At 37.9% G+C, this 25,865-nt stretch carries 21 protein-coding genes and 5 tRNA genes; 16 read left to right on the forward strand and 10 right to left on the reverse strand.

Annotation, left to right across the window (positions count from 1 at the left end):
* The first annotated feature begins 38 nt into the window (after window positions 1–38).
* From JZO69_RS07725 to gor, 10 genes are all read left to right on the forward strand, one after another.
* Window positions 39–111: transfer RNA gene (locus JZO69_RS07725), tRNA-Thr, on the forward strand.
* Window positions 112–119: 8 nt separating this feature from the next.
* Window positions 120–191: transfer RNA gene (locus JZO69_RS07730), tRNA-Gly, on the forward strand.
* Window positions 192–205: 14 nt separating this feature from the next.
* Window positions 206–291, forward strand: a tRNA-Leu gene (locus tag JZO69_RS07735).
* A 99-nt stretch (window positions 292–390) separates the two neighbouring features.
* A tRNA-Arg gene (locus JZO69_RS07740) sits at window positions 391–464 on the forward strand.
* 84 nt (window positions 465–548) lie between these two features.
* Window positions 549–622, forward strand: a tRNA-Pro gene (locus JZO69_RS07745).
* A 160-nt stretch (window positions 623–782) separates the two neighbouring features.
* A complete protein-coding gene (locus JZO69_RS07750; RefSeq protein WP_025873511.1) occupies window positions 783–1,250 on the forward strand; it encodes a CtsR family transcriptional regulator in 468 nt (155 codons plus the stop codon).
* Between the two features lie 4 nt (window positions 1,251–1,254).
* A complete protein-coding gene (locus JZO69_RS07755; RefSeq protein ID WP_207112317.1) occupies window positions 1,255–3,744 on the forward strand; it encodes an ATP-dependent Clp protease ATP-binding subunit in 2,490 nt (829 codons plus the stop codon).
* A 329-nt stretch (window positions 3,745–4,073) separates the two neighbouring features.
* On the forward strand, window positions 4,074–4,994 hold the full coding sequence (locus JZO69_RS07760; protein ID WP_207112318.1) for a peptidase U32 family protein: 921 nt from the start codon (window positions 4,074–4,076) through the stop codon (window positions 4,992–4,994).
* A 13-nt stretch (window positions 4,995–5,007) separates the two neighbouring features.
* Complete coding sequence (locus JZO69_RS07765) at window positions 5,008–6,249, forward strand: peptidase U32 family protein (RefSeq protein WP_207112319.1); 1,242 nt, start codon at window positions 5,008–5,010, stop codon at window positions 6,247–6,249.
* A gap of 66 nt (window positions 6,250–6,315) precedes the next feature.
* Complete coding sequence (gene gor / locus JZO69_RS07770) at window positions 6,316–7,668, forward strand: glutathione-disulfide reductase (protein ID WP_207112320.1); 1,353 nt, start codon at window positions 6,316–6,318, stop codon at window positions 7,666–7,668.
* 130 nt (window positions 7,669–7,798) lie between these two features.
* Here the strand turns inward: gor and JZO69_RS07775 are convergent, their stop codons facing one another.
* The 4 genes from JZO69_RS07775 to JZO69_RS07790 all read right to left on the reverse strand — a co-directional run bounded on the left by JZO69_RS07775 (window position 7,799) and on the right by JZO69_RS07790 (window position 11,839).
* Complete coding sequence (locus tag JZO69_RS07775; RefSeq protein WP_207112321.1) at window positions 7,799–8,785, reverse strand: polyprenyl synthetase family protein; 987 nt, start codon at window positions 8,783–8,785, stop codon at window positions 7,799–7,801.
* 39 nt (window positions 8,786–8,824) lie between these two features.
* Window positions 8,825–9,385 (reverse strand): Gx transporter family protein, encoded by a 561-nt coding sequence (locus JZO69_RS07780; RefSeq protein ID WP_207112322.1) that lies wholly within the window; start codon window positions 9,383–9,385, stop codon window positions 8,825–8,827.
* 16 nt (window positions 9,386–9,401) lie between these two features.
* Window positions 9,402–9,824: a NusG domain II-containing protein gene (locus tag JZO69_RS07785; protein ID WP_207112323.1), complete on the reverse strand. Its 423-nt coding sequence runs from the start codon at window positions 9,822–9,824 to the stop codon at window positions 9,402–9,404.
* Between the two features lie 107 nt (window positions 9,825–9,931).
* Window positions 9,932–11,839 (reverse strand): NAD(P)/FAD-dependent oxidoreductase, encoded by a 1,908-nt coding sequence (locus JZO69_RS07790; RefSeq protein ID WP_207112324.1) that lies wholly within the window; start codon window positions 11,837–11,839, stop codon window positions 9,932–9,934.
* A 264-nt stretch (window positions 11,840–12,103) separates the two neighbouring features.
* Here JZO69_RS07790 and pplA point away from each other — a divergent pair, with 264 nt between their 5' ends.
* The 3 genes from pplA (at window position 12,104) to menA (ending at window position 15,247) form a co-directional block, all read left to right on the forward strand.
* Window positions 12,104–13,033, forward strand: a complete 930-nt coding sequence (pplA, locus tag JZO69_RS07795) for an extracellular electron transfer flavoprotein PplA (RefSeq protein ID WP_207112325.1) — start codon at window positions 12,104–12,106, stop codon at window positions 13,031–13,033.
* A gap of 172 nt (window positions 13,034–13,205) precedes the next feature.
* Window positions 13,206–14,279, forward strand: coding sequence for an FAD:protein FMN transferase (locus JZO69_RS07800; protein WP_207112326.1), 1,074 nt, complete (start codon window positions 13,206–13,208; stop codon window positions 14,277–14,279).
* A gap of 11 nt (window positions 14,280–14,290) precedes the next feature.
* Entirely contained in the window at window positions 14,291–15,247 is a 957-nt protein-coding gene (menA, locus tag JZO69_RS07805) for a 1,4-dihydroxy-2-naphthoate polyprenyltransferase (protein ID WP_207112327.1), read from the forward strand.
* Between the two features lie 85 nt (window positions 15,248–15,332).
* On the opposite strand, the gene JZO69_RS07810 is transcribed toward menA, so the two are convergent.
* From JZO69_RS07810 to JZO69_RS07820, 3 genes are all read right to left on the reverse strand, one after another.
* Window positions 15,333–15,911, reverse strand: coding sequence for an LPXTG cell wall anchor domain-containing protein (locus JZO69_RS07810; protein WP_207112328.1), 579 nt, complete (start codon window positions 15,909–15,911; stop codon window positions 15,333–15,335).
* Between the two features lie 14 nt (window positions 15,912–15,925).
* Window positions 15,926–16,300, reverse strand: coding sequence for a hypothetical protein (locus JZO69_RS07815; RefSeq protein WP_207112329.1), 375 nt, complete (start codon window positions 16,298–16,300; stop codon window positions 15,926–15,928).
* Window positions 16,301–16,436: 136 nt separating this feature from the next.
* On the reverse strand, window positions 16,437–17,423 hold the full coding sequence (locus JZO69_RS07820; RefSeq protein ID WP_207112330.1) for a biotin--[acetyl-CoA-carboxylase] ligase: 987 nt from the start codon (window positions 17,421–17,423) through the stop codon (window positions 16,437–16,439).
* A gap of 186 nt (window positions 17,424–17,609) precedes the next feature.
* Between JZO69_RS07820 and JZO69_RS07825 the strand changes: the two genes are divergently transcribed.
* Window positions 17,610–17,822: a zinc ribbon domain-containing protein gene (locus tag JZO69_RS07825; RefSeq protein ID WP_207112331.1), complete on the forward strand. Its 213-nt coding sequence runs from the start codon at window positions 17,610–17,612 to the stop codon at window positions 17,820–17,822.
* 63 nt (window positions 17,823–17,885) lie between these two features.
* Here JZO69_RS07825 and JZO69_RS07830 read toward each other — a convergent pair whose 3' ends face one another.
* The 3 genes from JZO69_RS07830 to JZO69_RS07840 form a co-directional block, all read right to left on the reverse strand.
* Window positions 17,886–18,689 (reverse strand): ABC transporter ATP-binding protein, encoded by an 804-nt coding sequence (locus JZO69_RS07830; protein WP_207112332.1) that lies wholly within the window; start codon window positions 18,687–18,689, stop codon window positions 17,886–17,888.
* Entirely contained in the window at window positions 18,689–19,639 is a 951-nt protein-coding gene (locus JZO69_RS07835; protein WP_207112333.1) for an ABC transporter permease, read from the reverse strand. Before JZO69_RS07835 ends, JZO69_RS07830 begins: the two co-directional genes overlap by 1 nt.
* A 68-nt stretch (window positions 19,640–19,707) precedes the next feature.
* Entirely contained in the window at window positions 19,708–20,685 is a 978-nt protein-coding gene (locus tag JZO69_RS07840) for an ABC transporter substrate-binding protein (RefSeq protein WP_207112334.1), read from the reverse strand.
* Window positions 20,686–21,171: 486 nt separating this feature from the next.
* On the opposite strand from JZO69_RS07840, the gene JZO69_RS07845 reads away from it, so the two are divergent.
* Window positions 21,172–21,744, forward strand: coding sequence for a polymer-forming cytoskeletal protein (locus JZO69_RS07845; protein WP_207112335.1), 573 nt, complete (start codon window positions 21,172–21,174; stop codon window positions 21,742–21,744).
* Between the two features lie 368 nt (window positions 21,745–22,112).
* Window positions 22,113–25,730 carry a DNA-directed RNA polymerase subunit beta gene (rpoB, locus tag JZO69_RS07850; protein WP_207112336.1) on the forward strand — a complete coding sequence of 1,206 codons (3,618 nt, stop codon included), beginning with the start codon at window positions 22,113–22,115 and terminating at the stop codon, window positions 25,728–25,730.
* Window positions 25,731–25,865 lie beyond the last annotated feature (135 nt).

Here is a 25,865-nt window from a genome sequence, read left to right on the forward strand (position 1 = left end):
GCATTTTTAGTCTCGTTTTGGTAACTTGGCGAATTTACGCCGGCTTAGCTCAGTTGGTAGAGCATCTGATTTGTAATCAGAGGGTCGAGGGTTCAAATCCTTTAGCCGGCATCCAAATTGCGGAAATAGCTCAGTGGTAGAGCACCACCTTGCCAAGGTGGGGGTCGCGGGTTCGAACCCCGTTTTCCGCTTAGCTTGTTCTTTCGCCGGGGTGGCGGAACTGGCAGACGCACAGGACTTAAAATCCTGCGGTGAGTGATCACCGTACCGGTTCGATTCCGGTCCTCGGCATTGCTTTGAAACACTATGAATGGCAATTGTAAAGTTGACAAAATAGATGTTGAAAGGTACAAAGCAGATACTTATATCTGACTTTGATCCTTATTTTAAGCACCCATAGCTCAACTGGATAGAGTGCTTGACTACGAATCAAGAGGTTAGGGGTTCGACTCCCTTTGGGTGCATAGTTAAGATGTTTTGACTGCGGTTTAGAAGGTAAAAGTCTTAGTTCCTTTTAAGCGTTTAGTCTTTTTTTATTATTATAGCTACGGGAAGTAGCTCAGCTTGGTAGAGCACTTGGTTTGGGACCAAGGGGTCGCAGGTTCGAATCCTGTCTTCCCGATTTTAAGAACAGAGTGATCACTCTGTTCTTTTTTGTTTAACTATTTAAACCAGAGCAATACATTTATCTTTTCTTATCAAATTGGGCATTCTTCTTTATTAAACAGTGGAAGTTATGTATAATTAAGGTCAGTATTAGTCAAGGGAAAAGGATGAGTGTGATGAGTAATCAAAATACTTCGGATTTAATAGAAGCATATCTAAAGAAGATTCTTGAAGAAAGCAGTAAAATTGAGATTCGCCGAGCTGAAATGGCTCATTTGTTCAATTGTGTTCCTTCCCAGATTAATTATGTCATCAATACACGTTTTACAATCCAACGTGGTTATTCTGTTGAGAGTAAACGTGGCGGTGGTGGTTATATCAGGATCGCTAAGGTACAAATTTCTGATAGCGATCAATTGTTAAAACAAATTGCCCAGTTTACGGGTAATGAACTTTCAGAAAAAGATGCACTCATTTTTGTACAAAAATTGTATGAAGAAGAAGTGATCACTAAAAGAGAAGGAAATCTGATGTTGTCTGTACTTGGAAAACAAGTTTTAGGCAAAGCAGGATCAAATGAAGATTATTTACGTGCTCAATTGATGCATTCATTTTTAGAACGTTTGAGTTACGAGGAGGAATGATAGTATGGATGAATTATTTACAGAAAGTGCCAAGGCGGTTTTAGCCATCGCACAAGAAGAAGCAAAATATTTTAGGCATCAATCTGTGGGATCAGAACATTTATTATTGGCATTAGTTTTAGAACCTAATGGAATTGCAGGGAAATCTTTGCGTCAATTGAATGCAGATAAAAATGATATTCGTGAAGAAATCGAGCATTTAACTGGCTATGGAACTGTTAAAGGGTATCCTAAAGGGGCATATTTACCTTATTCTCCTCGTGCTAAACAAATTTTTGCCTATGCAGGTGATGAAGCGAAACGTTTAGGTGCACCAAATATTGGCACAGAGCATATTTTACTAGGTTTATTAAGAGACGAAGATATATTGGCTTCACGTATTTTATTAAATTTAGGTTTAAGTTTATCAAAAATGCGTCAGCTATTAATGAAAAAAATAGGAATCACTGATCCGCAAATGAGTGGAAATGTTGGACGTCGTCGTAATAATCAAGCTCAAAAAGCAGCACCAAAAGGAACACCAACTTTAGATTCATTAGCACGTGATTTAACGAAATTAGCACGTGAAAATAATCTTGATCCTGTGGTCGGACGTTCACAAGAGGTTAGACGATTGATTCAAATTCTAAGCCGTCGGACAAAAAATAACCCAGTTTTAGTTGGCGAACCTGGTGTCGGTAAAACAGCAATTGCTGAAGGTTTAGCACAAAAAATCGTGAACGGTGAAGTGCCAGAAGATATGTTAGAAAAACGCTTGATGATGTTGGATATGGGAGCGTTAGTTGCTGGGACTAAGTATCGTGGTGAATTTGAAGATCGACTAAAAAAAGTAATCGATGAAATTTATCAAGATGGTGAAGTGATTTTGTTTATCGATGAATTGCATACCTTAATCGGTGCAGGTGGTGCTGAAGGTGCGATCGATGCATCGAATATTTTAAAACCGGCACTTGCAAGAGGAGAATTGCAAACGATCGGTGCAACAACACTAGATGAATACCAAAAATATATCGAAAAAGATTCAGCATTGGAACGTCGTTTTGCTCGTGTGCAAGTTGATGAACCGACCCCTGAAGAAGCTGAAGAAATTTTAAAAGGCTTGCGTTCTCGTTATGAAGAACATCATGGTGTAGAAATCACAGATGACGCACTACATGCGGCGGTTCAGCTATCAGTACGTTACATTAATTCCCGTCAATTACCAGATAAAGCTATTGATTTAATGGATGAATCTTCAGCCAAAGTTCGTTTAGATCTGGCAGATGAACCTTCTGAAATCAATAACTTACGCTTAGAAATTGCTCGTTTGGTTCAAGAAAAAGAAGAAGCGATTCAGTCGCAGTCCTTTGAAAGTGCAGCCAGACTACGCCAAAAAGAGAAGAAATTAGCTCGAAAACTAGAAAACATTCTATTATTAGAACAAAAAGAAGCTTCTGGCTATGCTAATCGTGTCACTGAACAAGACGTTGCCAATGTTGTTTCCCAATGGACAGGTGTGCCATTGCAACAATTGGAGAAGAAAGAAAGCGATCGTTTACTTGAATTAGAAAGCATTCTGCATCATAGAGTTGTTGGTCAAGATGAAGCTGTTCAAGCTGTCTCACGTGCTATTCGCCGAGCTCGTAGCGGATTAAAAGATCCAGATAGACCAATCGGTTCATTTATGTTCTTAGGTCCAACAGGTGTAGGTAAAACAGAACTAGCAAAAGCATTAGCTGAAACAATGTTTGGTAGTGAAGATGCTTTGGTACGAGTAGACATGTCTGAGTTTATGGAGAAATACAGTACCAGCCGTTTGATCGGTTCCCCTCCAGGATATGTTGGCTATGAAGAAGGCGGACAATTGACTGAAAAAATTCGTCAAAAACCATACTCTGTTATTTTGCTGGATGAAGTAGAAAAAGCTCACCCTGATGTATTCAATATTCTGTTGCAAGTATTAGATGATGGACACTTAACAGATTCTAAAGGACGTAAAGTCGATTTTAGAAATACGATTTTGATCATGACGTCAAACATAGGTGCAACAGCGATTCGTGAAGAAAAAAATGTCGGGTTTAATGTAAAAGACCTAACAAAAGACTACGATGCAATGCAAAAACGAATCATGGAAGAATTGAAAAAAGCATTCCGTCCAGAGTTTTTGAACCGTGTAGATGAAACAGTTGTCTTCCGTTCATTAGATCAAGCGGAAATTCATGAAATCGTAAAAATCATGAGCAAATCAATTGTTCAACGATTGAGAGAACAAGATGTTAATGTGAAAATCACGGCAGCAGCTATCGAAGTAATAGGAAAAGTTGGTTTTGATCCAGAATATGGCGCACGTCCGATTCGCCGAGCGTTGCAAAAAGAAGTAGAAGATCGATTAAGTGAAGCTTTGCTTTCTGGTCAAATCCATCTGGGTGATAAAGTAACGATTGGTGCAAGTAAAGGCAAAATAACGTTGAATGTTAAGTCGCCTAAACCAGAACAAGTATTACAAACAATTTAATCAAAAAATCAATAATTCGCTGTGCAAAACGAATCTGTTTTGTACAGCTTTTTTACTTTAGTAAAAGTAAATCGACAGCATTTATTTTGTGAAAAATGAACCTTAAAATAAAGAGAGACTATTGGAAAGTTTGTGAACCTGTGCTACTATAAAACAGTTGTTAGAAGACTGTAGAAAAGATAAAAAGTTTCATTTCAGTTTTTAAAATTGTTTAGCCTCAGAGGCTAACTCAGCTTTTAAACTATCTAGCTTCATGAACCAGCATCTCGAAAAAAGATAAAAATAGTCGATACTAAACGGTTCATTCAGCTTTTAAAGGAGGATACAAAATGATTGAACTTATTGCGACTGCTGAATCTATTGAACAAGCAGAGGCGTTATTAGCAGTAGGAGTAGATAATTTATACATTGGTGAAGAGATGTTCGGATTGCGCTTGCCAACATCATTTTCGCGTGAGGAACAGCGGATCATTACCGAAAAAGCGCACGAAGTCGATAAAAAAGTAACGATTGCATTAAATGGGATTATGCATCCTGAAAAAATGAAGAAAGTTCCAGAATACTTGGCATTCTTGCAAGAAATCAAAGTAGATCAAGTCACAGTCGGTGATCCAGGGGTTGTATTTGTGATGCAACGTGATGGAATCAATATCCCATATATTTACGATGGTGAAACCTTAGTGACTAGCTCTCGCCAAATCAATTTCTGGGCGAAACGTGGAGCAATCGGTGCAGTATTAGCCCGTGAAGTTCCTTTTGAAGAAATGAAAGAGATGAAGGATAACTTGATGGTTCCGGCGGAAGTTCTTGTGTATGGTGCCACATGTATCCATCAATCAAAACGTCCATTACTGCAAAACTATTATAATTTTACTAAAAACGATGAATCAGCAGGCAAAGAGCGTGGGTTGTTTATATCTGAACCTAAAAAAGAAGAGACACACTATTCAATTTACGAAGATAGCCATGGCACGCATATTTTTGCGGATAATGATGTAAATTTAGTTGGTGAACTGGACAAACTTCATGAGTATAATTACACAAAGTGGAAACTTGATGGGATCTATGCGCCCGGAGAAAATTTTGTAGAAGTAGCAAAACTATTCGTAGATGCAAAAGAAAAAATCGAAACAGGTCTTTGGTCGAGTGAACAAGCTCAAAAAGCAATTGATAAGATCGAAGCTTTACATCCAGAAAATCGCGGCTTAGATATCGGATTCTTTGACTTAGATCCAGACGAGATAAAATAAGGAGAAAAAACACATGACAAACGAACGAACACTGAAGCGTCCCGAGGTCTTAGCACCGGCAGGGACGCTAGAAAAACTAAAAACAGCTATTCATTATGGCGCAGATGCGGTATACATTGGCGGAAATGCTTATGGATTACGCAGCCGTGCAGGTAATTTCACAAAAGAAGATATGATCGAAGGCGTAGCATTTGCCAATGAACATGGCGCAAAAGTATATGTGGCAGCAAACATGGTCACTCATGAAGGAAATCAAGAAGGAGCAGGCGACTTTTTCAGAGAAATCCGCGACGTTGGTATTTCTGCAGTAATCGTGTCTGATCCAGCTTTGATTGAAATTTGTGCATCGGAAGCTCCAGGTTTACCGATCCATTTGTCTACACAAGCTTCAGCTACTAATTATGAAACATTAGAATTTTGGAAAAATGAAGGATTAGAACGTGTCGTTTTAGCGCGTGAAGTATCAATGGACGAAGTGGCAGAAATTCGTAAAAATACAGATGTTGAAATCGAAGCGTTTATCCACGGAGCAATGTGTATTTCTTATTCAGGTAGATGTACGTTGTCTAATCACATGTCAATGCGTGATGCGAACCGTGGCGGTTGTTCACAATCTTGTCGTTGGAAGTATGAGCTTTACGATATGCCTTTTGGTGCTGAGCGCACAAGTTTAACAGATAAAGGTGAAGTCGAAGAAGAATTTTCAATGAGTGCGGTGGATATGGCGATGATCCAGCATATCCCTGAACTGATTCAAAATGGTGTTGATAGCTTTAAAATTGAAGGACGAATGAAGTCTATTCATTATGTTTCTACAGTAGCGAATGTTTACAAAAAAGCTGTCGATACATATATGGAAGATCCTGAAAATTATGAATGCAAACAAGAATGGATCGATGAACTTTGGAAAGTCGCACAAAGAGAGCTTTCAACGGGTTTTTATTACCATGTACCGACCGATGAAGAACAATTATTTGGAGAACGCCGCAAGATACCTCAATATAAATTTATTGGAGAAGTTATGGCGTATGATCCTGAAACAAAAGTAGCAACGATTCGTCAAAGAAATCATTTTAGCGTAGGCGATGAAATTGAATTTTACGGTCCTGGGTTCAATCACTTCCATCAAACAGTAGAAGTTATGTATAATGAAGACGGCGAGTCAATCGATCGGGCACCAAATCCAATGATGATTTTAACAATGCCAGTTGAAGAACCAGTAGCAGTTGGGGATATGATTCGTAAGAAGAAATAAATAATAAGAGTGAGGGATTAGCTGTTATGGCTTGTCCCTTTCATTGCAGGAAGGGTAAGTGAGTTTATGTCAAAACAATATGATTACATCGTAATCGGCGGCGGTAGCGGCGGAATTGCTTCTGCTAATCGTGCAGGTATGCATGGGGCTAAGGTTTTATTGATTGAAGCCGCAGATATTGGCGGAACGTGTGTCAATGTTGGCTGTGTACCAAAAAAAGTAATGTGGCAAGCTAGTTCAATGATGGAAATGATGAGGCGTGATACTGAAGGATATGGATTTGACGTAGATGTAAAGGCATTTAGCTTTAAAAAACTCGTTCAAAATCGTGAAGCTTATATCAACAATTTACATACAGCTTATCATCGCGGTTTAGATAGCAACAAAGTAGAAGTTTTAGCTGAATATGCAACATTTGTTGATGATCATACAATTGAAGCAGGCGGCGAAACCTATACTGCACCTCATATTTTGATTGCTACCGGCGGACGCCCTAAAAAATTAGGGATTCCTGGTGAAGAATATGCGATAGATTCTAATGGTTTTTTTGCTTTAGAAGAATTGCCGAAACGAGTAGTATTTATCGGTGCAGGCTATATAGCTGCTGAACTTGCTGGAACAATCCATGGATTAGGCGCAGAAACACATTGGGCATTTAGAAAAGAGCGCCCGTTACGAGAATTTGATGAAATGCTTTCTGAAAAAGTAGTTGAGCATTATATTGAAGACGGTATGCATATTTATCCTCATTCAACTCCTCGTTCTATCGAGAAGTTTGAATCAGGAGAATTGATGATCACTTTTGAAAACGGGACTAAGATTACTGCTGACAGTATTGTATTCGGAACTGGTCGTCAACCGAATACGGATACTTTAGGGTTAGAAAATACCCATATTGAGCTAACAGATAAAGGCTATGTAAAAGTTGATAAGTTCCAAAACTCAACACAAGCTGGCGTGTATGCGGTTGGAGATGTGATCGGTAAAATCGATTTAACACCTGTAGCAATAGCAGCAGGAAGAAGATTATCAGAACGTTTATTCAATGGCAAAGAAAATGAGTACTTGGATTATGAAACAATTCCTACCGTTGTCTTTACTCATCCACCAGTTGCTACAGTTGGTTTAACTGAAAAAGAAGCAGAAGAAAAATATGGTGATGAAAACATCAAAATTTATCAATCTACTTTTACTCCAATGTATTTTGCATTAGGTGAGTACCGTCAAAAATGCGATATGAAATTGGTGTGTGTTGGTGAAGAGGAAAAAATCGTTGGACTACATGGTATTGGTCTAGGCGTAGATGAAATGTTACAAGGTTTTGCTGTTGCAATAAAAATGGGTGCTACGAAAAAAGATTTCGATAATACAGTAGCGATTCATCCGACAGGTTCAGAAGAATTTGTGACGATGAGATAAAAAAATTGGATGAGAAAAAACTGATTTTTAGTTTTTCTCATCCTTTAAGTTTTGATAATAGTGTAGATGCTACAATCAGATGGTGAAAAAAATAGGTTAGGCCGATAATTGACTAGGGCCTAACCTATTTTTAATTTGTCCTTGCAAGAATCGCTTGTGTGATTGTTAATAATTCATTTTTAGCATCAGTGGACGTTTCAGGTAACTTCTTAATCCCCTTTAATGCTTGTTGCGTATATTTTTCAGCAAGTTTCTGTGCTTTAGTTACCCCACCGAATGAATGAACTAGTTCGTAGATTTTATTGGTTTCAGCCTCAGTTAGAGCTTCGCCTTTTTTAAGATAAGGAAGTAATGTGTCACGTCCTTCTTCTAAAGCGTATAGAAGAGGCAGTGAATAAATTCCCTGACGGACATCTTCCAACACGGGTTTGCCAATTTGTTCAGGACTTTGTGTGTAGTCTAAAACGTCATCAATAATTTGAAAAGCAATCCCAATGTTTTCCCCAATCTTTCCACAATTTTTAGCAAATCGCTCTGAAGTCCCACTTTCATAAGCGCCAACGAAGCAACTTAATGAAAAAAGCTCAGCCGTTTTACCAGAAATATTCTCAAGGTATTGATCGATCGTCATGTCAAGGTTATAGCGATTGTCCATTTGGCCTAATTCGCCGCTCAATATTTTTTCCATGCTTCTAGAATTTAGTTGGATACTCTTTAATGAAGAAGAGTAATCAGCTAATAATTTAAAACAGCTGACAAATAAATAATCACCGGCATAAACGGCGGTGCTATTGCCGAATTGAGAACGTATAGTTGGTAAGCCACGTCTGATATCTGCATCATCTACGATATCGTCATGTATCAATGTTGCTGTGTGTAGAAGTTCGATGGCTGCAGCTAAAGCAACGGCTTTTTTAGGCTCTTTTTTCTCCCCAAATTGTGAAAATAAAAGTTGATAGGCCGGGCGTAGTAATTTTCCGCCAGAATGAATCATGGACATGACCGCATTCTCTACTTCCTTATTTTTTAAATTGACACTATTTTCCATCAGCTTCAAGGTATTATTTAATTCTTTTGCTAGTTCAGGATATTTTTTCCACATTGGATGAATGTTCATAAAATGACTCCTTTAATTTTACTCAGTCAGACTATATTGTTACTGGAAATATTGACTCCATTTATGTTTTGTTGTCGATTCATAATTTAATTGAAACTGTCGTAAGGTTTGCACATGGCGCAGTAAATAGTTCGCTGCAATTCCTATCGCAATCCCCGACAAGAGACCGATAATCGAGAGAAATGGTAGATATAGCATAGGAGCCCATGATTGAGCAAAGAAACAAGTAGTCAATAGTTGTCCAACGTTATGCAAAAATCCACCAGCAGCGCTAATACCGATAATACTGACACGTTTTGGACCTAACTGCATAATTAGCAGCATACCAAAATAACTAAGTAACGCACCACTAGCGCTGTAAAAGAAGGTAGAAATGGTTCCTCCAAGTAAGGTCGTCAAAATCAGACGCATACAAACTAAAAAGAAACTATCTCTTTTGCGCATCGTAAAAATAGCGATGATTGTAATCAAATTAGCTAGTCCTAATTTTGCACCCGGAGCGAAAGCAAAGGGATAAGGAATCATATTTTCAATCAACCCAATGATTACACCTTGGGCGACTAACATGGAAATATAGATGTTTTTTTGTAATTTGCTCATAATATACTGGCAATGTTTAATAAATCAAACTGCCATCCTCACTCCCGTCAGAAGCTTCAACTGTGATGAATAAATTGTGGGGCAAACAAGCAATCGGTGTTTCTCCGGCTTTAGATATCCATCCTCGTTGTACGCAAATTTGATCTCCGCAGTTTGTTTCAACCATACGGATTCTGTCTCCACTGACTTCAATTAAGTTATAATCACCATCAGCTGCTTCATATTTGTATGTATAAGTGGGGCCATCTTCTTTCAGCTCGAAGACTTTGATAACTTCGCCATCCACTTTTAATACTGCTTGTTTTGTTGCATCATCTTGTGCAGTATTTTGCATACTGAAAACAACAAGGGGCAAGAAAGAACTGATCGTTAAAAGTAAAATGATCACAATATCCCAGGGACGCAAATAACTTTTTTGGATAAACTCTTTAAAATTCAACTCTTTCCTCTCCTTTGTTGTTTTTAGTCGTAACTAATTATCATAATGAGAAAAGAAAGTTCTAGGAGTAAACCTAGAACTCTCTTAGTTTTTTACTATAAAAGGAATTATTTGCTGCTATATCTGGATTTAGGTGTACCATACCACCATTTACCTAGTGTACGTTGTACCCAAGGGATAACCCAGCGGTCTAAACCAAGTGCACGTCCAGATCCGTTCATCAAAGCGAAGGCTACAAAGATAAACCAAATATTTACCCAGTAGAACATGCCTGATAGACAGAAGGCAATTGTCAAACCAATTGTAGCTGCACTGCTTAACCAAGTGAATAATCCAGCGATCAATGCTAAAGCAATCAATACTTCAACGATCGTCATGAATTTTTGCATGAATAAAGCAACTTCTTGATTTGGCATCATGAATTTCATGACACTTTCAAACCATTTAGGCATGTGATCGAACACTTGCATTGGTTCTTCACCATATGCATAGCTTAAACCAAATTGAGCAGCTTTAGCTGTTGTTTCAGTTGCCTCAGCACCACCACCAGCGGCAGATGCGCCTGTTGTTACTTGTTCTTGTAACCATGGGAATGGGAACGCAACTTTATCAGTAAACCATGAACCGTCACCAAACCAAGTGCTTGGTTTCAAGTAATCCCCTGTTCCGACAATTTTCTTCATTGATTCCACTAACCAAACCATACCATAGAATACACGCAATGGAACGCTCCATAAAACATTACCATAACGAGAAGAGTGTCCGCGTGTTACATTGCGGTCATCTTTAATATGGAAGAACTCATGCATAATATATTGGAACATGTAATAACCAGAACGGATATCAAAGAAATATTTCAAGTTAACGATGTGTTTCATAATAATTGCTAAGAAACCGCTAAGGTGAATTTTATCAAATAAGTTTGCCACACCCCATTTAGAGCCGACAGAAACCATGAATCCTTGATAATTTCCTTTGAATTTGTGTTTTTCGCCACCTTTAATGTCAGCTACGATATTCGCAGCGGCAGTATGACCTGTTTGTTCAGCTGCTTGAACGATTTGTGGAGTTGGTGTTTCAGGAAATTCTTCGTAATACACCAAGTCACCAACGATATAAATGTTTTTATCTTCATATCCTTTGGCTTGCATAAATTCGTTAGCAATCAAACGATTACCGCGAGCTGATTCTAAACCGAAGTCAGCAGCGTCAGAAGTCGCTTTAACACCAGCAGTCCAGATCAATGTGTGTGTTGGAACTGTCGAACCATCTTTTAATTTGATGTGGTCTGCAGCTACTTCAACGATTGGTGCATTAAGCAACAATTTCACATTTTTCTTCTCTAAATAACGTTCAGCTTTGGCTGCGTCATTACGAGATAGCATATTCAAGATTGTCGGCATTGCTTCAACGACCATTAATGTAAATTCATTAGGATCAAGTTTGAATTCTTTTGCAAGACGATCTTTCCAGTCGATTAGTTCGCCGACCATTTCGATACCAGTAAATCCTGAACCACAGACAACAAATGTAAGCATCGCTTTACGAACTTCTGGATCTGGTTCGATTGCTGCTTTTTCAACTGTTTCCAAGATATGTTCACGAATTTTCAAAGAGTTTTCAAAAGACCATAAAGTAAAGCCATGTTCTTTAACCCCAGGAGTACCAAAATCATTTGGCTCGCCACCCATACCGATAATCAATTGGTCAAATTCATAAGAACCTAACTTCGTTTGAACGACTTTTTTGTCTTTATCGATACCAGTTACAGTGTCTGTTACAAGAGTGACATTCTTTTTACGTGAGAATAAACGTTGTAAGTCGTATTGAATCGCAGAAGGCTCAACACGTCCTCCAGCTACTTCGTGCAACTCAGTCATCATGGTGTGGTAAGAATGACGATCAATTAGAGTAATCTCAACGTCAGAATCTTTTTTCAATTTTTTTGCTAAAAATTTAGTAGCTGAAACTCCAGCATAACCAGCTCCCACAACGACAATTTTTTGCTTTGTCATTGATAATCCGCTCCTTAAAAATAAAATAAAAAATGATAATAAATACACAATCGAATTCATTATATAGCGATTTACAAGTTTTGTCTAATAACAATTCATAAATATAGGAAATAATTTTTTTTTATTAAAAAAGCGTGAAAAACGGGTAAATTTTTATGTTTCTTTTATAAATGTATTTGACATAATCGTAATTTTCTATAGAATGTAAATTATATCACAAACAAAATTTGTGGAACGTTTAAGAAAAGGAAAAGGTGAACAAAAATGAAAATGAACAAAATTGTAAAGGGCTTCACAGCTATCGCACTTTCATCTCTTTTATTAGCAGCATGTGGATCAGATCAAAAGAAAGATACTGCAAAATCATCTGACTCAAGTACTGCAACATCAAAAACAGCTGAAACTTCTAAAGCAACAGAAAAAGAAGCTGGTGCAGATTTACAAGATGGTACTTATAAATTAGAAGAAAAAAATGAATCTAACGGTTACCGTGCAACATTTGAAATGACTGTTAAAGATGGCAAAATCACTGAATCTAACTATGACAATATCAATGCTGACGGTAAATCAAAAGCAGACGATAAAGACTATGAAAAAAATATGAAAGACAAATCAGGCGTAGGCCCTGCTGAATACATCAAAGAATTAAACGATTCTTTTGTTAAAGCACAAAGCGCTGACGGCGTAGAAGTAGTAACTGGTGCGACTCACTCAAGTGAATCATTCCAAAACTATGCACAACAATTAGTTCAAGCAGCTCAAGCTGGCGATACTAAAACAATCGAAATCGACAATGGTGCTGACCTTAAAGATGGTACGTATTCATTGAAAGAAAAAAATAACTCAAATGGCTACCACACTGAATTTTCAATCGTTGTTAAAGATGGCAAAGTAACTGAATCTAACTACGATAACGTTAATGATGAAGGCAAATCTAAAAAAGATGACGCTGACTACAACAAAAATATGAAAGACAAATCAGGCGTAGGTCCAGCAGAATACATCAAAACTTTAAACGAAGAATTAGTTAAAGCGATGAACGAAAAAGACGGTTCAGCTGCAAATGTTGAAGTAGTAACTGGTGCAACTCACAGTTCTCATTCATTTGTAACTTACGCTGAACAATTGATCAATGCTGCTGAAAAAGGCAACACTGACGAAATCGTTGTAGACAACATCGTAATGAAAAAATAATTTTTTACACAAGTGAACTAAAAAGTATATATGTGGCAGAATTCAGGTATTACTCTGAATTCTGCTTTTATTTTTATCAAAATACATAAATAGCAGATAGAAAATCCTTCCCATTCACGAAAAAAAGCGCTACTATAAACAAGACAATTTTCTATTTAGAAAGAGGGATACAATGAAAAACAAAAAATCACTGATCATTTTAATAGCAGCATTATTTTTAGTCATTCTAGCAGGATGCAATTCAAAAACTGAGGAATCAAAAATCAACAAAGAACCTTATTCAGATCAACAATCACTTCTAGGGACGTATGTACAAGTAAGAATTTATGACGATGGTAAAGAAGAGGTCTTGAAAAAAGCGTTTGATCGAGTGAAAGAATTAGGCGATAAGATCACTGTAAATGAAAAAGGCTCAGAAATAGATGCAATCAATGAACAAGCTGGCGTTAAACCAGTTAAAGTTTCTGATGACATTTATCCATTGTTGAAACGAGCATATGAATATAGTGAGGATTCTTCAGGCGGTTTTGATATGGCAATCGGACCAATTACACAGTTGTGGCATATTGGTTTTGATGATGCTCGCAAGCCTTCACAAGAAGAGATCGATCAAGCATTAAAATTAGTTGACTATCATAAAGTAAAATTAAATGATGAGGACAAAACGGTTTATCTTGAAGAAAAAGGTATGCAATTGGATTTAGGTGCGATCGCTAAAGGATTTATCACTGATGAAGTCGTGAAAGTTTTAAAAGATAACGGTGTGACAACAGCAATCGTTGACTTAGGCGGAAATGTTTATGTACTTGGTCACAGTCCTCGCGGTAAAGATATGGACTGGAATGTTGGCATTCAAGATCCTAATAAAGCACGTAATACAGTAATTGGAACTATTCAAGAAAGTAACAAAACTTTAGTCACTTCTGGAATCTATGAACGCTTTTTAGAAGTAGATGGCAAAAACTACCACCACTTGTTTGATCCGAAAACGGGCTATCCATTCGATAATGATATTGCTGGCGTTACAGTGATCACAAAAGAATCAATCGATGGAGATGGCTTATCAACAGCTGTATTCGCAATGGGTGTCAAAAAAGGGTTGGAGTATGCTGAAGGTTTGAAAGATGTTGATGTAATTTTTGTCACGAAAGAAGACAAAGTATTTGTAAGTAAAGATATTGAAAAAGCTTTTGAATTAGGAAAAGATTCAGGTTATACAATGGGTGATCGTAAAGACCTGAAATAAGGAGAACGAATATGTCTTTGAAAGTGTTTTTGCAAGTTGTGGAAATTCAGACGAAACTAGCAAGTCTATTTCCCTTTGCAATTGGGGTGTTATTTTCGATCGCTTATTTTAATCAGTTTCAAGTAGGCTATACATTGCTGTTTTTCATTGGAATGGTTGTATTTGACATGGCGACGACCGCAATCAATAATTATATGGATTTTAAGAAAGCAAAATCTCAAGTGTATAAATACGAAGAGAATATTATTGGCAGTTCTGGGATTTCACCGATTCTTGTTAGAAATATGATTTTTGGAATGATCGCTTTTTCAGCAGTTATCGGGATTTATTTGACTGTTAAAACAGGGTGGTTATTTTTAGTGATGGGCGGTGTCTGCTGTTTTATTGGTATTTTTTACACATTTGGTCCGATTCCGTTATCTCGAATGCCTTTAGGTGAGGTGTTCAGCGGTTTTACAATGGGGTTGGGTATTTTTGCGATGACGATTTATTTGAATGTACAAGTGAATCCGCCGTTTTATTTACTATTGGATTGGGCTAGAGGGACGTTTGCTTTGACGGGGAATTTATGGGCAGTATTAGCAATTATTTGGGCATCTTTACCGATGGTGTTTACGATTGCGAATATCATGCTAGCCAATAATTTGAGGGATTTAGATACAGATATTGAAAATCATCGGTATACACTGGTTTATTATATTGGCCGGAAGCAGGGTGTGATTTTATTTCAACTGTTGATGTTGACTTGTTACGCGGTTGTTTTGATTGGATTGCCATTTGGCGTGTATCGTTGGCCAATTTTGACTGTATTCCTATCGTTACCAGTTGTTTGGAAAAATCTTCAGCTGTTCAAAAAAGAATTGCCACGCCCTAAAAGCTTTGGTTATTCGATAAAAAACTTGATAGCATTTAACGGAAGTTATTTATTAGGTTTACTACTAACAATTATTTCAGAAAAATATAAATAAAAAAGAAGGAAGCAGTAATCAACAACGATTCTGCTTCCTTCTTTTTTATGATCTATTTTAACAACCCTTTTTCATAAACTACTTTTTATTTTTTTTTACTTTTAATGAATAGAAATAGTACACCTAGTAAAATAATAGCAATACCGGCAATTGAAAGGTAAACAGCTTTCTTTTCTCCTGTATTAGGGAATAGACCTTTTTTATTTTCTTCTTTTTTAGTAGAAGATGATTCTGTGCGTTCATTTGGTTTAGACGTGTCTGCAGTTGCAGCGGCACCAGCGAAAGCTTGGTCATTTAAAGTATAGATAGGTGAATAGTCACTAGAGTCCCTGTTAAAGGCAAAGAAACTGTAGTTATCTTGATAAGGCAATGTAAAGTAACCTTGCGCATCTGTCAAAACAGGACTATTTAGTTTAACAAATGGATAGAACTCTTTTATGCTTGAGGGCACTACATTGTAGTTAGCAGTATTTTTTCCATAAATAGGCACATTGCTTGTTGGTGTTCCATCTACCGATAATACTCTTCCTTGCACTTGATTGTTATCAGAATCATAAGAGATAAACTGGATATTGTAAGTTGGTATAGTTTTGACTACCAGATACTCCATATTTAGAGTAACTTCTTGTTTTTCTCCTTGATCCTCTTCCCAAGGGTAAAGCATAAAGCTAACTTTTACTAAATTTTTGCTAGCTTATCTGTTGAAGCCTCGTCTACAAGCTTCAGATCTTGAAATGCAGCACCATGATAACCACCATCTTGATTGAGCATTTCAGCGGTCACTTTTTCTCCTTGAAATACAACAAGGGTTGTAGAGATAAGATCACCATACGCATTTTGGGTGGTGCTGGATGTTTCTGCGGAATCTGAGCTTTCTGTGGACGACACGGTACTATTCACTGTAGCCTGGTCATCTTTTTCTGAATCCTGTGTTGTTTCTACTGAAGAAGTTTCAATTGTTGAAGCCTCAGATGTAGATGGTGTTTCTTCTGCAAAGCTTGTGATAGGTAGAGCAAGAGTTAATGCGACTAAACAAAAAACAAATTTTTTCATGACTATTCCCCTTTTTCGTAACATTCGTAATCATCTGCAACATAAATGTAACATGAATGAAATTTAAGGAAAATAGTTGTAAGAAAAAATCTGTTTTTCTTAAGAAATTCTTAATGTTTTGTCGTTTAGTGAAAAACTATATCGTTGGATTTATACTGCTTAGGCTAATTTCTCCAGAAGAAAGTACCTTTTCGGTTTTATCTTGAAGTTGGACAACTAATTCACCATGATCGTTGATTGCAGTGGCGATACCTTCATAGTCAACACCTGCTTGTGTAAATGAAACAGTTTTCCCAAGGACAAAGGATTTTTGGCGATATCCTTCTAAGAAACGTTGTTCTGGTAGCTGATTTAGTATGTTATAAAATTGATTCCAAATTTCTCCAATCAATTCGTTTCGTGTAATCGTAGGTTCTTTTTCTGGAAATAAAGAGGTCGCTTTTTCTCTTAGATCTTCCGGAAATTCATTTTGCTTTAAAGAAAAATTGATTCCCATACCAATAATGACATTTGAAATTTGACCGGATTCTACATCGCTCATCGCTTCTGATAAAATACCGCAGACTTTTTTTTCATTGATATAAATATCGTTGACCCATTTGATTTCGGTTTGTTCTGAGGTCAAATTATCCATCGCACGAGCAACTGCTACAGCCATGATCACAGTGTACTGAGCCATTTCTTCGAAGTTTTGATTAGGTCTTAACAACATGCTCATGTAGATGCCGCTGCCTGCTTTTGAGAAGAAAGGGCGACCAAACCGCCCTTTTGGAGCTTCTTGAGCGTCAGCAACAATTAAGGTATTATTTGCTTCCCCATTGATTGCTGCTAATTTAGCATCTTTCATTGTGGATTCTGAGGAATTCAGAACAGTGATCGAAAGCTTCGGTGTTTCAGGATTCAGCGTTAGATAAATGCCTTCTGCAGATAAAACATCTGATTGATCATAGCAGTAACCTTTCTTGCGGCTACTAGAAATATGATGTCCTTCTTTTTTCAATTCGTTGATTGCTTTCCAAATCGCTGTTCGAGATAAAGAAAGTTGTTGCGCCATTTCTTCTCCTGAAATAAATTCGGGCGCCTGTTTCATTAATAAGGTTAACACCTGGCTTTTCGTAGACATATGCTTCGCTCCTTTATAGTAGTTTTATTGTATCTGATGGGAGGAAGGTGGGTCAACCACAATACGGCTGAAAGAGGAGGAGAAAATCCTTCTTAGGATGTATGATTTCTTTTTGAAAGCTTGTTATACTTAAATGGTAGGAACGAGAAATAATCGTAATCATATATAGAGATGGAGTGGGGAAGAATGGAAAAGCAACAATATGTGTGTGATAAGTGTGGAAATGAACACTATGTTTCCGATCAGTTTCAAGCAACTGGAGGGAACTTTGCAAAAATATTTGATGTACAAAACAAAAAATTTATCACAGTTAGCTGTACGAGATGCGGATTTACGGAGTTATACCGAGGACAAACATCTGACGGTTGGAACGTTTTAGACTTTTTAATAGGTGGCTAATAGCCAATCAAATAAATAGAAAAAGGAACTTGAGTGCACGATACGCTCAAGTTCCTTTTTTGTTTAAGCTAACAATAATTGATCATCTTTTAATTCTGTACCGCTATTTTTATGGAACATATCCATTAATTCATTCACAGTCAAATCTTTTTTCTGCTCGGCAGGTACATCTACTACGACTTGACCTTGATGAAGCATGATCAAACGATTACCGTAACGAATCGCATCTTCCATATCATGAGTTACCATGAAGGCCGTTAAGTTTTGTTCTTGGATCAATTTTTCAGTCAGCTCCATAACTGTGATCGATGTCTTAGGGTCAAGAGCTGCGGTATGTTCATCTAATAAAATCAATTCTGGGCGAATCAAGGTAGCCATGAGTAGCGTGATTGCTTGACGTTGTCCGCCAGATAATAACCCAATTTCTGTACCTAAACGATTTTCTAATCCTAAATTCAAGCTGGCTAACTGCTCTTTAAAGAAATTGCGGTTATTTTTGCGAACACCATTTCCTAGCCCACGTTTTTTCCCGCGTTTCATAGCAAGGGCCATATTTTCTTCCACCGTTAAGCGAACAGCGGTCCCCATCTTAGGATCTTGAAAAACACGGCTGATTTGTTTGGAGCGAGCGACAACTCGCTGTTTGGTGATGTCTTTGCCATTTAAAGTTAATTGACCTTCTTCAATCGGTAACGTTCCGGCAATACTATTTAGCAAAGTAGATTTACCAGCACCATTTCCGCCGATGATTGTTATGAACTCACCTTGGTTGATAGTCAAATCAATTCCTTTTAATACGTGGTTTTCATTGACTGTTCCACGTTCAAAATATTGATGTAAGTTTTTGATTGTTAATACAGGTTCCATCAATTTGCGCCTCCTTTACGTTTCCCTAGTTTTGAAAGTCCTAATTTTTTTTGAATCAGTGGTGAAGATAGACAGATGACTAAGATGATTGCTGAGAATAATTTTAAATCTGCTGGGTCAACGCGTAATTCTAAAACGCAGGCTAGGATAAAGCGATACAAAATAGCACCAATCACAATCGTAATTAAACGTAGACCAAGTGATTTGTTTTTGAATAGAACTTCGGCGATGATGATCGAAGCAAGCCCAATAACGATGGTTCCAATACCAGAATTTAAATCAGCAAAGTTATTATTTTGTACGAGTAAAGCACCGGCTAAAGCGATACAACCATTTGAAAGCATATAGCCGATGATTTTCATATTGTCCGTTTTGATTCCGTTGGCTTCACTCATGTCGATATTGTCACCGGTTGCCCGAGTCGCTAAGCCAATTTCTGTTCTAAAGAATAGAACAAGTAAAACAATGACTATAATCACAATGATTGAGCCGACAACTATCGCACTGTTGACTTTAGTGAAACCTAAGGACTGAGCATGAGAGAAAATGGAATCTGTCCCAATCAAAGAAATATTTGGAGCACCCATGATTCGCGAGTTAATGCTGTAAAGTCCAGTCATGGTGATGATTCCTGCTAACAATGCAGGGATTTTTAATTTAGTATGTAGAAGACCAGAAACAAGACCTGCCAACATACCAGCAATAAAAGCAAAAAGTAATGCGACAATAGGTGGTATCATCGAGTGCAGATTGAACAACGATTGGATAGGATCAGGCCAGGTGGCTGGATCTTTTGCCAGGATAACGGCAGCCACCGCACCACCTAGCGGAAAACTTCCTTCTGTCGTTAAATCAGCAATGTCTAAAATACGGTAAGTTAGGAAAACTCCAATGGCTAATAAGGACCAAAGAAGACCTTGAGAGGTTGAGGAAAGTAATATGTCTAACAATAAAATCAGCTTCTTTCAATATAGTTTATGTATTCCCGCATTTCTTGATTAAAAATGCGGGAAAAAAATTAAGGTGCTTTGATAGTATCTGGATCAATGTCTAAGGCTTTTGCCATCTCTTTGTTTACGAAAAGTTTTAAGTCTTTCGCTTTTTCAACAGGCATGTCTACAGGTTTTGCTTCGCCTTTTAGAATTTTCGCTGCCATAACACCTGTTTGTTTGCCGAGTGATTTATAATCGATCCCCACAGTTGCTAAGCCGCCTTCTTCTACTTGATCGATCGAACCTGCAATCACAGGGACTTTGTGTTCTTTCGCGACTTCACCGATAACAGCAGCTGCTGAAGCGAAGGTATTGTCTGTTGGGATATAAATCGCATCAACATCTTTTGCTAAGCTTGTCGTTACTTGTTGTACGTCATTTGTTGAATTGGCTGTTAAAACTTTGGCTTTGATCCCAGCATCTTTTAAAGCTTTTTCAGCCATGTCAGCTTGGATTTTAGAATTTGCCTCGCCTGCGTTATACATGATGCCGACAGTTTTTGCATCAGGCACGATATTTAGTAACAAGGCAATTTGTTTATCGATTGGGACGATATCAGTTGTTCCTGTCACGTTTCCGCCAGGTTTATCATCTGATTTGACTAATTTAGCGCTGACTAAGTCAGTAACTGCTGTGACTAGAATCGGAATATCAGTTGTTTCATTCAATAATGACTGAGCGGCAGGTGTTGCAATTCCTAAAAGTAAGTCTGGTTTTTCTTTGACTAATTTTTCACTCATACTTTTTAATTGGGCTTGATCGTTTTGAGCATTGCTGTATTCGATCGTCAGATTGTCGCCTTCTTTAAAGCCGTTTTCTGCTAAACCGTCTTTGAATCCTTCAAACGCAGCATCTAGTGAGCCGTGTTCAACAGGTTGTAAAACACCGATTTTTTTACTATCACTGTTTGATCCACCACCTGATTTGTTATCATTGCTGCATGCGCCAAGTGTCAATAATGCTACTGCTGATACGATGCTTAGTCCTACTAGTTTCTTTTTCATCTTGATTCCTCCAATTATGATTGATATTGATAAAACAAAAAATCCATTCAGACAATATGCCTAAATGGATTGATAAAAGTCGTAGGTAAACACTTCTTTATTCGCCACTTAGGATTGTCTACGTGGCTGTTTGTTCAGTACAAAGCGCTCTAGCCATCATAGATACAAAAACAGGTTTTTGCTGTTTGTACCCACGATTTCATGAATACAAAACTATCTAAAGTAGCTAAAGTAAGCGTTATTCAGTTGTGGGTTGATTGAGTATGTCATAAAAATCCCTCCGCAAATTGAATTGTTTTTAGTATAAAGGAAAAGTTGGTAGAATGTCAACTGATTATTTTAAATCTTCTGACAATTTATTTTATATAAAAATTACGATTATGTAAAATAAATATAAAAAAGAAGAGATATACTTTTGAATATTACCGCTTCCATGCTAAAATTTGATTGAACAAACAAATATTAACAGAGAGTAGGAGTGCATATATGATTTCAAAAAAATTAATTACATTGGGAACATTAGCGGCAACAGTATTGGTGTTAGGCGCATGTAACAGCGACAATAAGGATTCTAAGGATAGCTCATCTGATAGCAAAACAGAAACATCAATGAGCTCAAGTGTAGATGCAGTGAGTGGTGCTTCAATCAGTGACAAACCAGAAGTAATCGAAAAAGCATTGAGTAAAGATGGAAACTGGATCGTTGCTGCAACAGCAGATCTTACTTTTGACAAAGATGTGACTGTTTCAGGAGAATTCCACGATAAAGGCGAAAAAACAGGCGATATTTATAGAAAATTAGCGTTGTATGCACAAGATTCAGATAAAAAAATTACAGATGAATACACATTGACTGTTCCTAAATTAGTTGTTGAAACAGAAAACTTCAATATCGTTAACGGAACTGTTAAAGGAGATATCTTGGTTAAAGCGAACGGTTTTGTTTTAAACGGAACAAAAGTTGAAGGAAACGTAACTTTTGAAAAAGAAGAATATAAAACTTCTGCTACTTTAGATAAAGAAGGCGCAGAAATTACTGGTGAAACTACAGTTCAATAAGAGATATGCAAAAGAGGTTGGGAAGTAACTCGTAGAGTTATCTCAGCCTCTTTTTTTTGGATAGAAATAGACTGTTTGAAGTTTGCGAAAACCCTTGACTTTTACTATAGAAGGAAGTACAATGTATAGATGCAAAAACTATCTGAAAAATGACAAAGCAGGAACGAAATATTGTCCGTTCCGGTTTTTAATAGGGAAACAAAAGTAGAAACGCACGAGAAGTTTTTAAGAGCACATTCTATTTTTGGTTTTTTTTTGCCTAAAAACTGCAAAAAATGCTCAATATTACAGATATTTAATATTTGTAATGTTAAAGAAATATTTTCGGTTAGTGTTTTGATAGACTTTTAATTAGAGGAGTGAAGAGCTTGGCTGGACACGTAGTAAAATACGGCAAACACCGCGAACGTAGAAGTTTCGCCCGGATCAGTGAAGTGTTGGAATTACCCAACTTGATCGAGATTCAAACAGACTCTTACCAATGGTTTTTAGATGAAGGACTAAGAGAAATGTTTGAGGACATTTTACCGATCGATGATTTTCAAGGAAACTTATCTTTGGAATTTGTGGATTATGAATTAAAAGAACCTAAGTATACGGTAGAAGAAGCGCGTGCACATGACGCGAACTATTCTGCACCGTTACACGTTACTCTACGATTGACAAACCGTGAATCTGGAGAAATCAAATCACAAGAAGTATTCTTCGGTGATTTCCCTCTAATGACTGAAATGGGAACCTTTATCATCAATGGTGCAGAACGTGTTATCGTTTCTCAATTAGTACGTTCACCAGGTGTTTATTTCCATGGAAAAGTAGATAAAAATGGTAAAGAAGGCTTTGGCTCAACAGTGATCCCTAACCGTGGTGCATGGTTAGAAATGGAAACTGATGCAAAAGACATCTCTTACGTACGTATCGACCGTACACGTAAAATTCCTTTGACTGTATTAGTTCGTGCTTTAGGTTTTGGCTCTGATGATACGATTTTTGAAATTTTCGGTGAAACTTTAAGCTTACGTAATACGATCGAAAAAGATTTACACAAAAATGCTAGCGATTCTCGTACCGAAGAAGGGTTAAAAGACATCTATGAGCGTCTTCGACCTGGTGAGCCGAAAACGGCTGACAGTTCTCGTAACTTACTGAACGCTCGCTTCTTCGATCCAAAACGTTATGATTTAGCAAACGTTGGTCGCTACAAAGTCAACAAAAAATTAGATCTAAAAACTCGTCTATTGAACCTAACTTTAGGAGAAACATTGATTGATTCTGAAACAGGAGAAATTCTTGTTGAAAAAGGAACAGTCTTGACTCACCAAGTAATGGAAACATTAGGTGAACATATTGATAATGGCTTAAACAGCGTAACCTATTACCCAAGTGAAGATGGTGTGGTTACTGAACCGATGACCGTTCAAGTAATCAAAGTTCTTTCTCCAAAAGATCCAGAACGCATCGTTAACGTAATTGGTAATGGTTATCCTGATACAAGTGTGAAAACTGTTCGTCCAGCAGATATCGTAGCTTCAATGAGTTATTTCTTTAACTTACAAGAAGACATCGGTAACGTAGATGATATCGATCACTTAGGTAACCGTCGTATTCGTTCGGTTGGTGAATTACTGCAAAACCAATTCCGTATTGGTTTAGCTCGTATGGAGCGTGTGGTTCGTGAAAGAATGTCGATCCAAGACACTGAAACATTGACACCACAACAATTGATCAATATTCGTCCAGTAGTGGCAAGTATCAAAGAATTCTTTGGTTCTTCTCAGTTATCACAGTTCATGGATCAAACAAATCCTCTAGGTGAGTTGACACACAAACGTCGTCTATCTGCCTTAGGACCTGGTGGTTTGACTCGTGACCGTGCCGGCTATGAAGTTCGAGATGTTCACTATTCCCACTATGGCCGTATGTGTCCGATCGAAACACCTGAGGGTCCGAATATCGGGTTGATCAACAGCTTATCAAGTTATGCCAAAGTCAATAAATTTGGCTTTATCGAAACACCTTATCGTCGTGTGGATCGTGCCACAGGAAAAGTAACCGATCAAGTAGATTACTTAACTGCTGACACAGAGGATCACTACATCGTAGCGCAAGCAAACTCACGCTTAAATGAAGATGGCACTTTTGCTGAAGAATTAGTAATGGCTCGTCTACAAAGTGAAAACCTTGAAGTAACGATCGATAGAGTCGATTATATGGACGTTTCACCTAAACAGGTAGTTGCCGTGGCGACTGCATGTATTCCTTTCTTGGAAAACGATGACTCCAACCGTGCCTTGATGGGTGCCAACATGCAACGTCAAGCCGTGCCTTTGATCCAACCTCGTTCACCACTTGTGGGAACTGGTATGGAATACAAATCAGCACATGACTCGGGTGCTGCTTTACTATGTAAACATGATGGTGTCGTTGAATATGTGGATGCATCAGAAGTACGCGTTCGCCGTGACAATGGCGCATTAGATAAATATATGGTAACAAAATTCCGTCGTTCAAATTCAGGAACAAGTTACAACCAACGTCCAATCGTTCTTTTAGGCGAAAAAGTTGAAAAAGGCGATACATTAGCTGATGGACCTTCTATGGAAGAAGGCGAAATGGCTTTAGGACAAAACGTACTTGTCGGATTTATGACATGGGAAGGGTACAACTACGAGGATGCGATCATCATGAGCCGTCGTTTGGTGAAAGATGATGTCTATACTTCTATCCATATTGAAGAATATGAATCAGAAGCTCGTGATACCAAATTAGGCCCTGAAGAAATCACACGTGAAATTCCAAACGTCGGGGAAGATGCATTAAAAGACCTTGATGAAATGGGAATTATCCGTATCGGTGCTGAAGTTAAAGATGGCGACCTATTAGTAGGTAAAGTAACGCCTAAAGGGGTAACTGAGTTATCTGCTGAGGAACGTTTACTACATGCAATCTTTGGTGAAAAAGCTCGTGAAGTTCGTGATACATCTCTACGTGTGCCTCACGGTGGCGGCGGGATCGTTCATGATGTGAAGATTTTTACTCGTGAAGCTGGAGACGAATTATCTCCAGGTGTGAACATGCTAGTTCGTGTGTATATCGTTCAAAAACGTAAAATCAACGAAGGCGATAAAATGGCCGGACGTCACGGTAATAAAGGGGTCGTATCCCGTATTATGCCGGAAGAAGATATGCCATTCTTACCAGATGGTACACCGATCGATATCATGTTGAACCCATTAGGGGTGCCATCACGTATGAACATCGGACAAGTACTAGAATTGCACTTGGGTATGGCTGCTCGTCAGTTAGGTATCCACATTGCAACACCAGTATTTGATGGTGCGAATGATGATGACGTTTGGGAAACTGTTCGTGAAGCTGGTATGGCTAGTGATGCGAAAACAGTTCTTTATGACGGACGTACAGGTGAACCATTTGATAACCGTATTTCTGTTGGTGTGATGTACATGATCAAATTGGCCCACATGGTCGATGATAAATTGCATGCCCGTTCTATTGGACCATATTCTCTTGTTACCCAACAACCACTTGGAGGTAAAGCTCAATTTGGTGGACAACGTTTTGGGGAAATGGAAGTATGGGCACTGGAAGCATATGGTGCAGCTTACACATTACAAGAAATCTTAACGTACAAATCTGATGACGTTGTTGGTCGTGTGAAAACATACGAAGCGATCGTCAAAGGTGAACCAATTCCAAAACCAGGCGTACCAGAATCATTCCGCGTATTGGTAAAAGAATTACAATCACTTGGATTAGATATGCGCGTATTGGACATTGAAGAACAAGAAATCGAATTGCGTGATATGGACGATGATGATGATGACTTGATCACCGTTGATGCCCTAACAAAATTCGCAGAACAACAATCAGCGAAACAATTAGAAAAAGAAGCAGCGGAAGCAAAGGAAGCAGCTGATGCAGTGCTTGAACAAGAAATAGAAACTGCTGAAGATACAAAAGACTAATTGTTTTACATTTTGTATAAAGTGCCAATGAAATCCGTTAGTTTTGGGCTAGAAAAATCAACATGATTGTTTCTAGTTCCAAACTACGGTGAATAGCTCATTCAGCTTTTCTAACTAATTGAATGGAGGGAATCC

Origin of the sequence: Candidatus Enterococcus ikei (genome assembly GCF_017316105.1) — a bacterium.
Lineage (GTDB): Bacteria > Bacillota > Bacilli > Lactobacillales > Enterococcaceae > Enterococcus_L > Enterococcus_L ikei.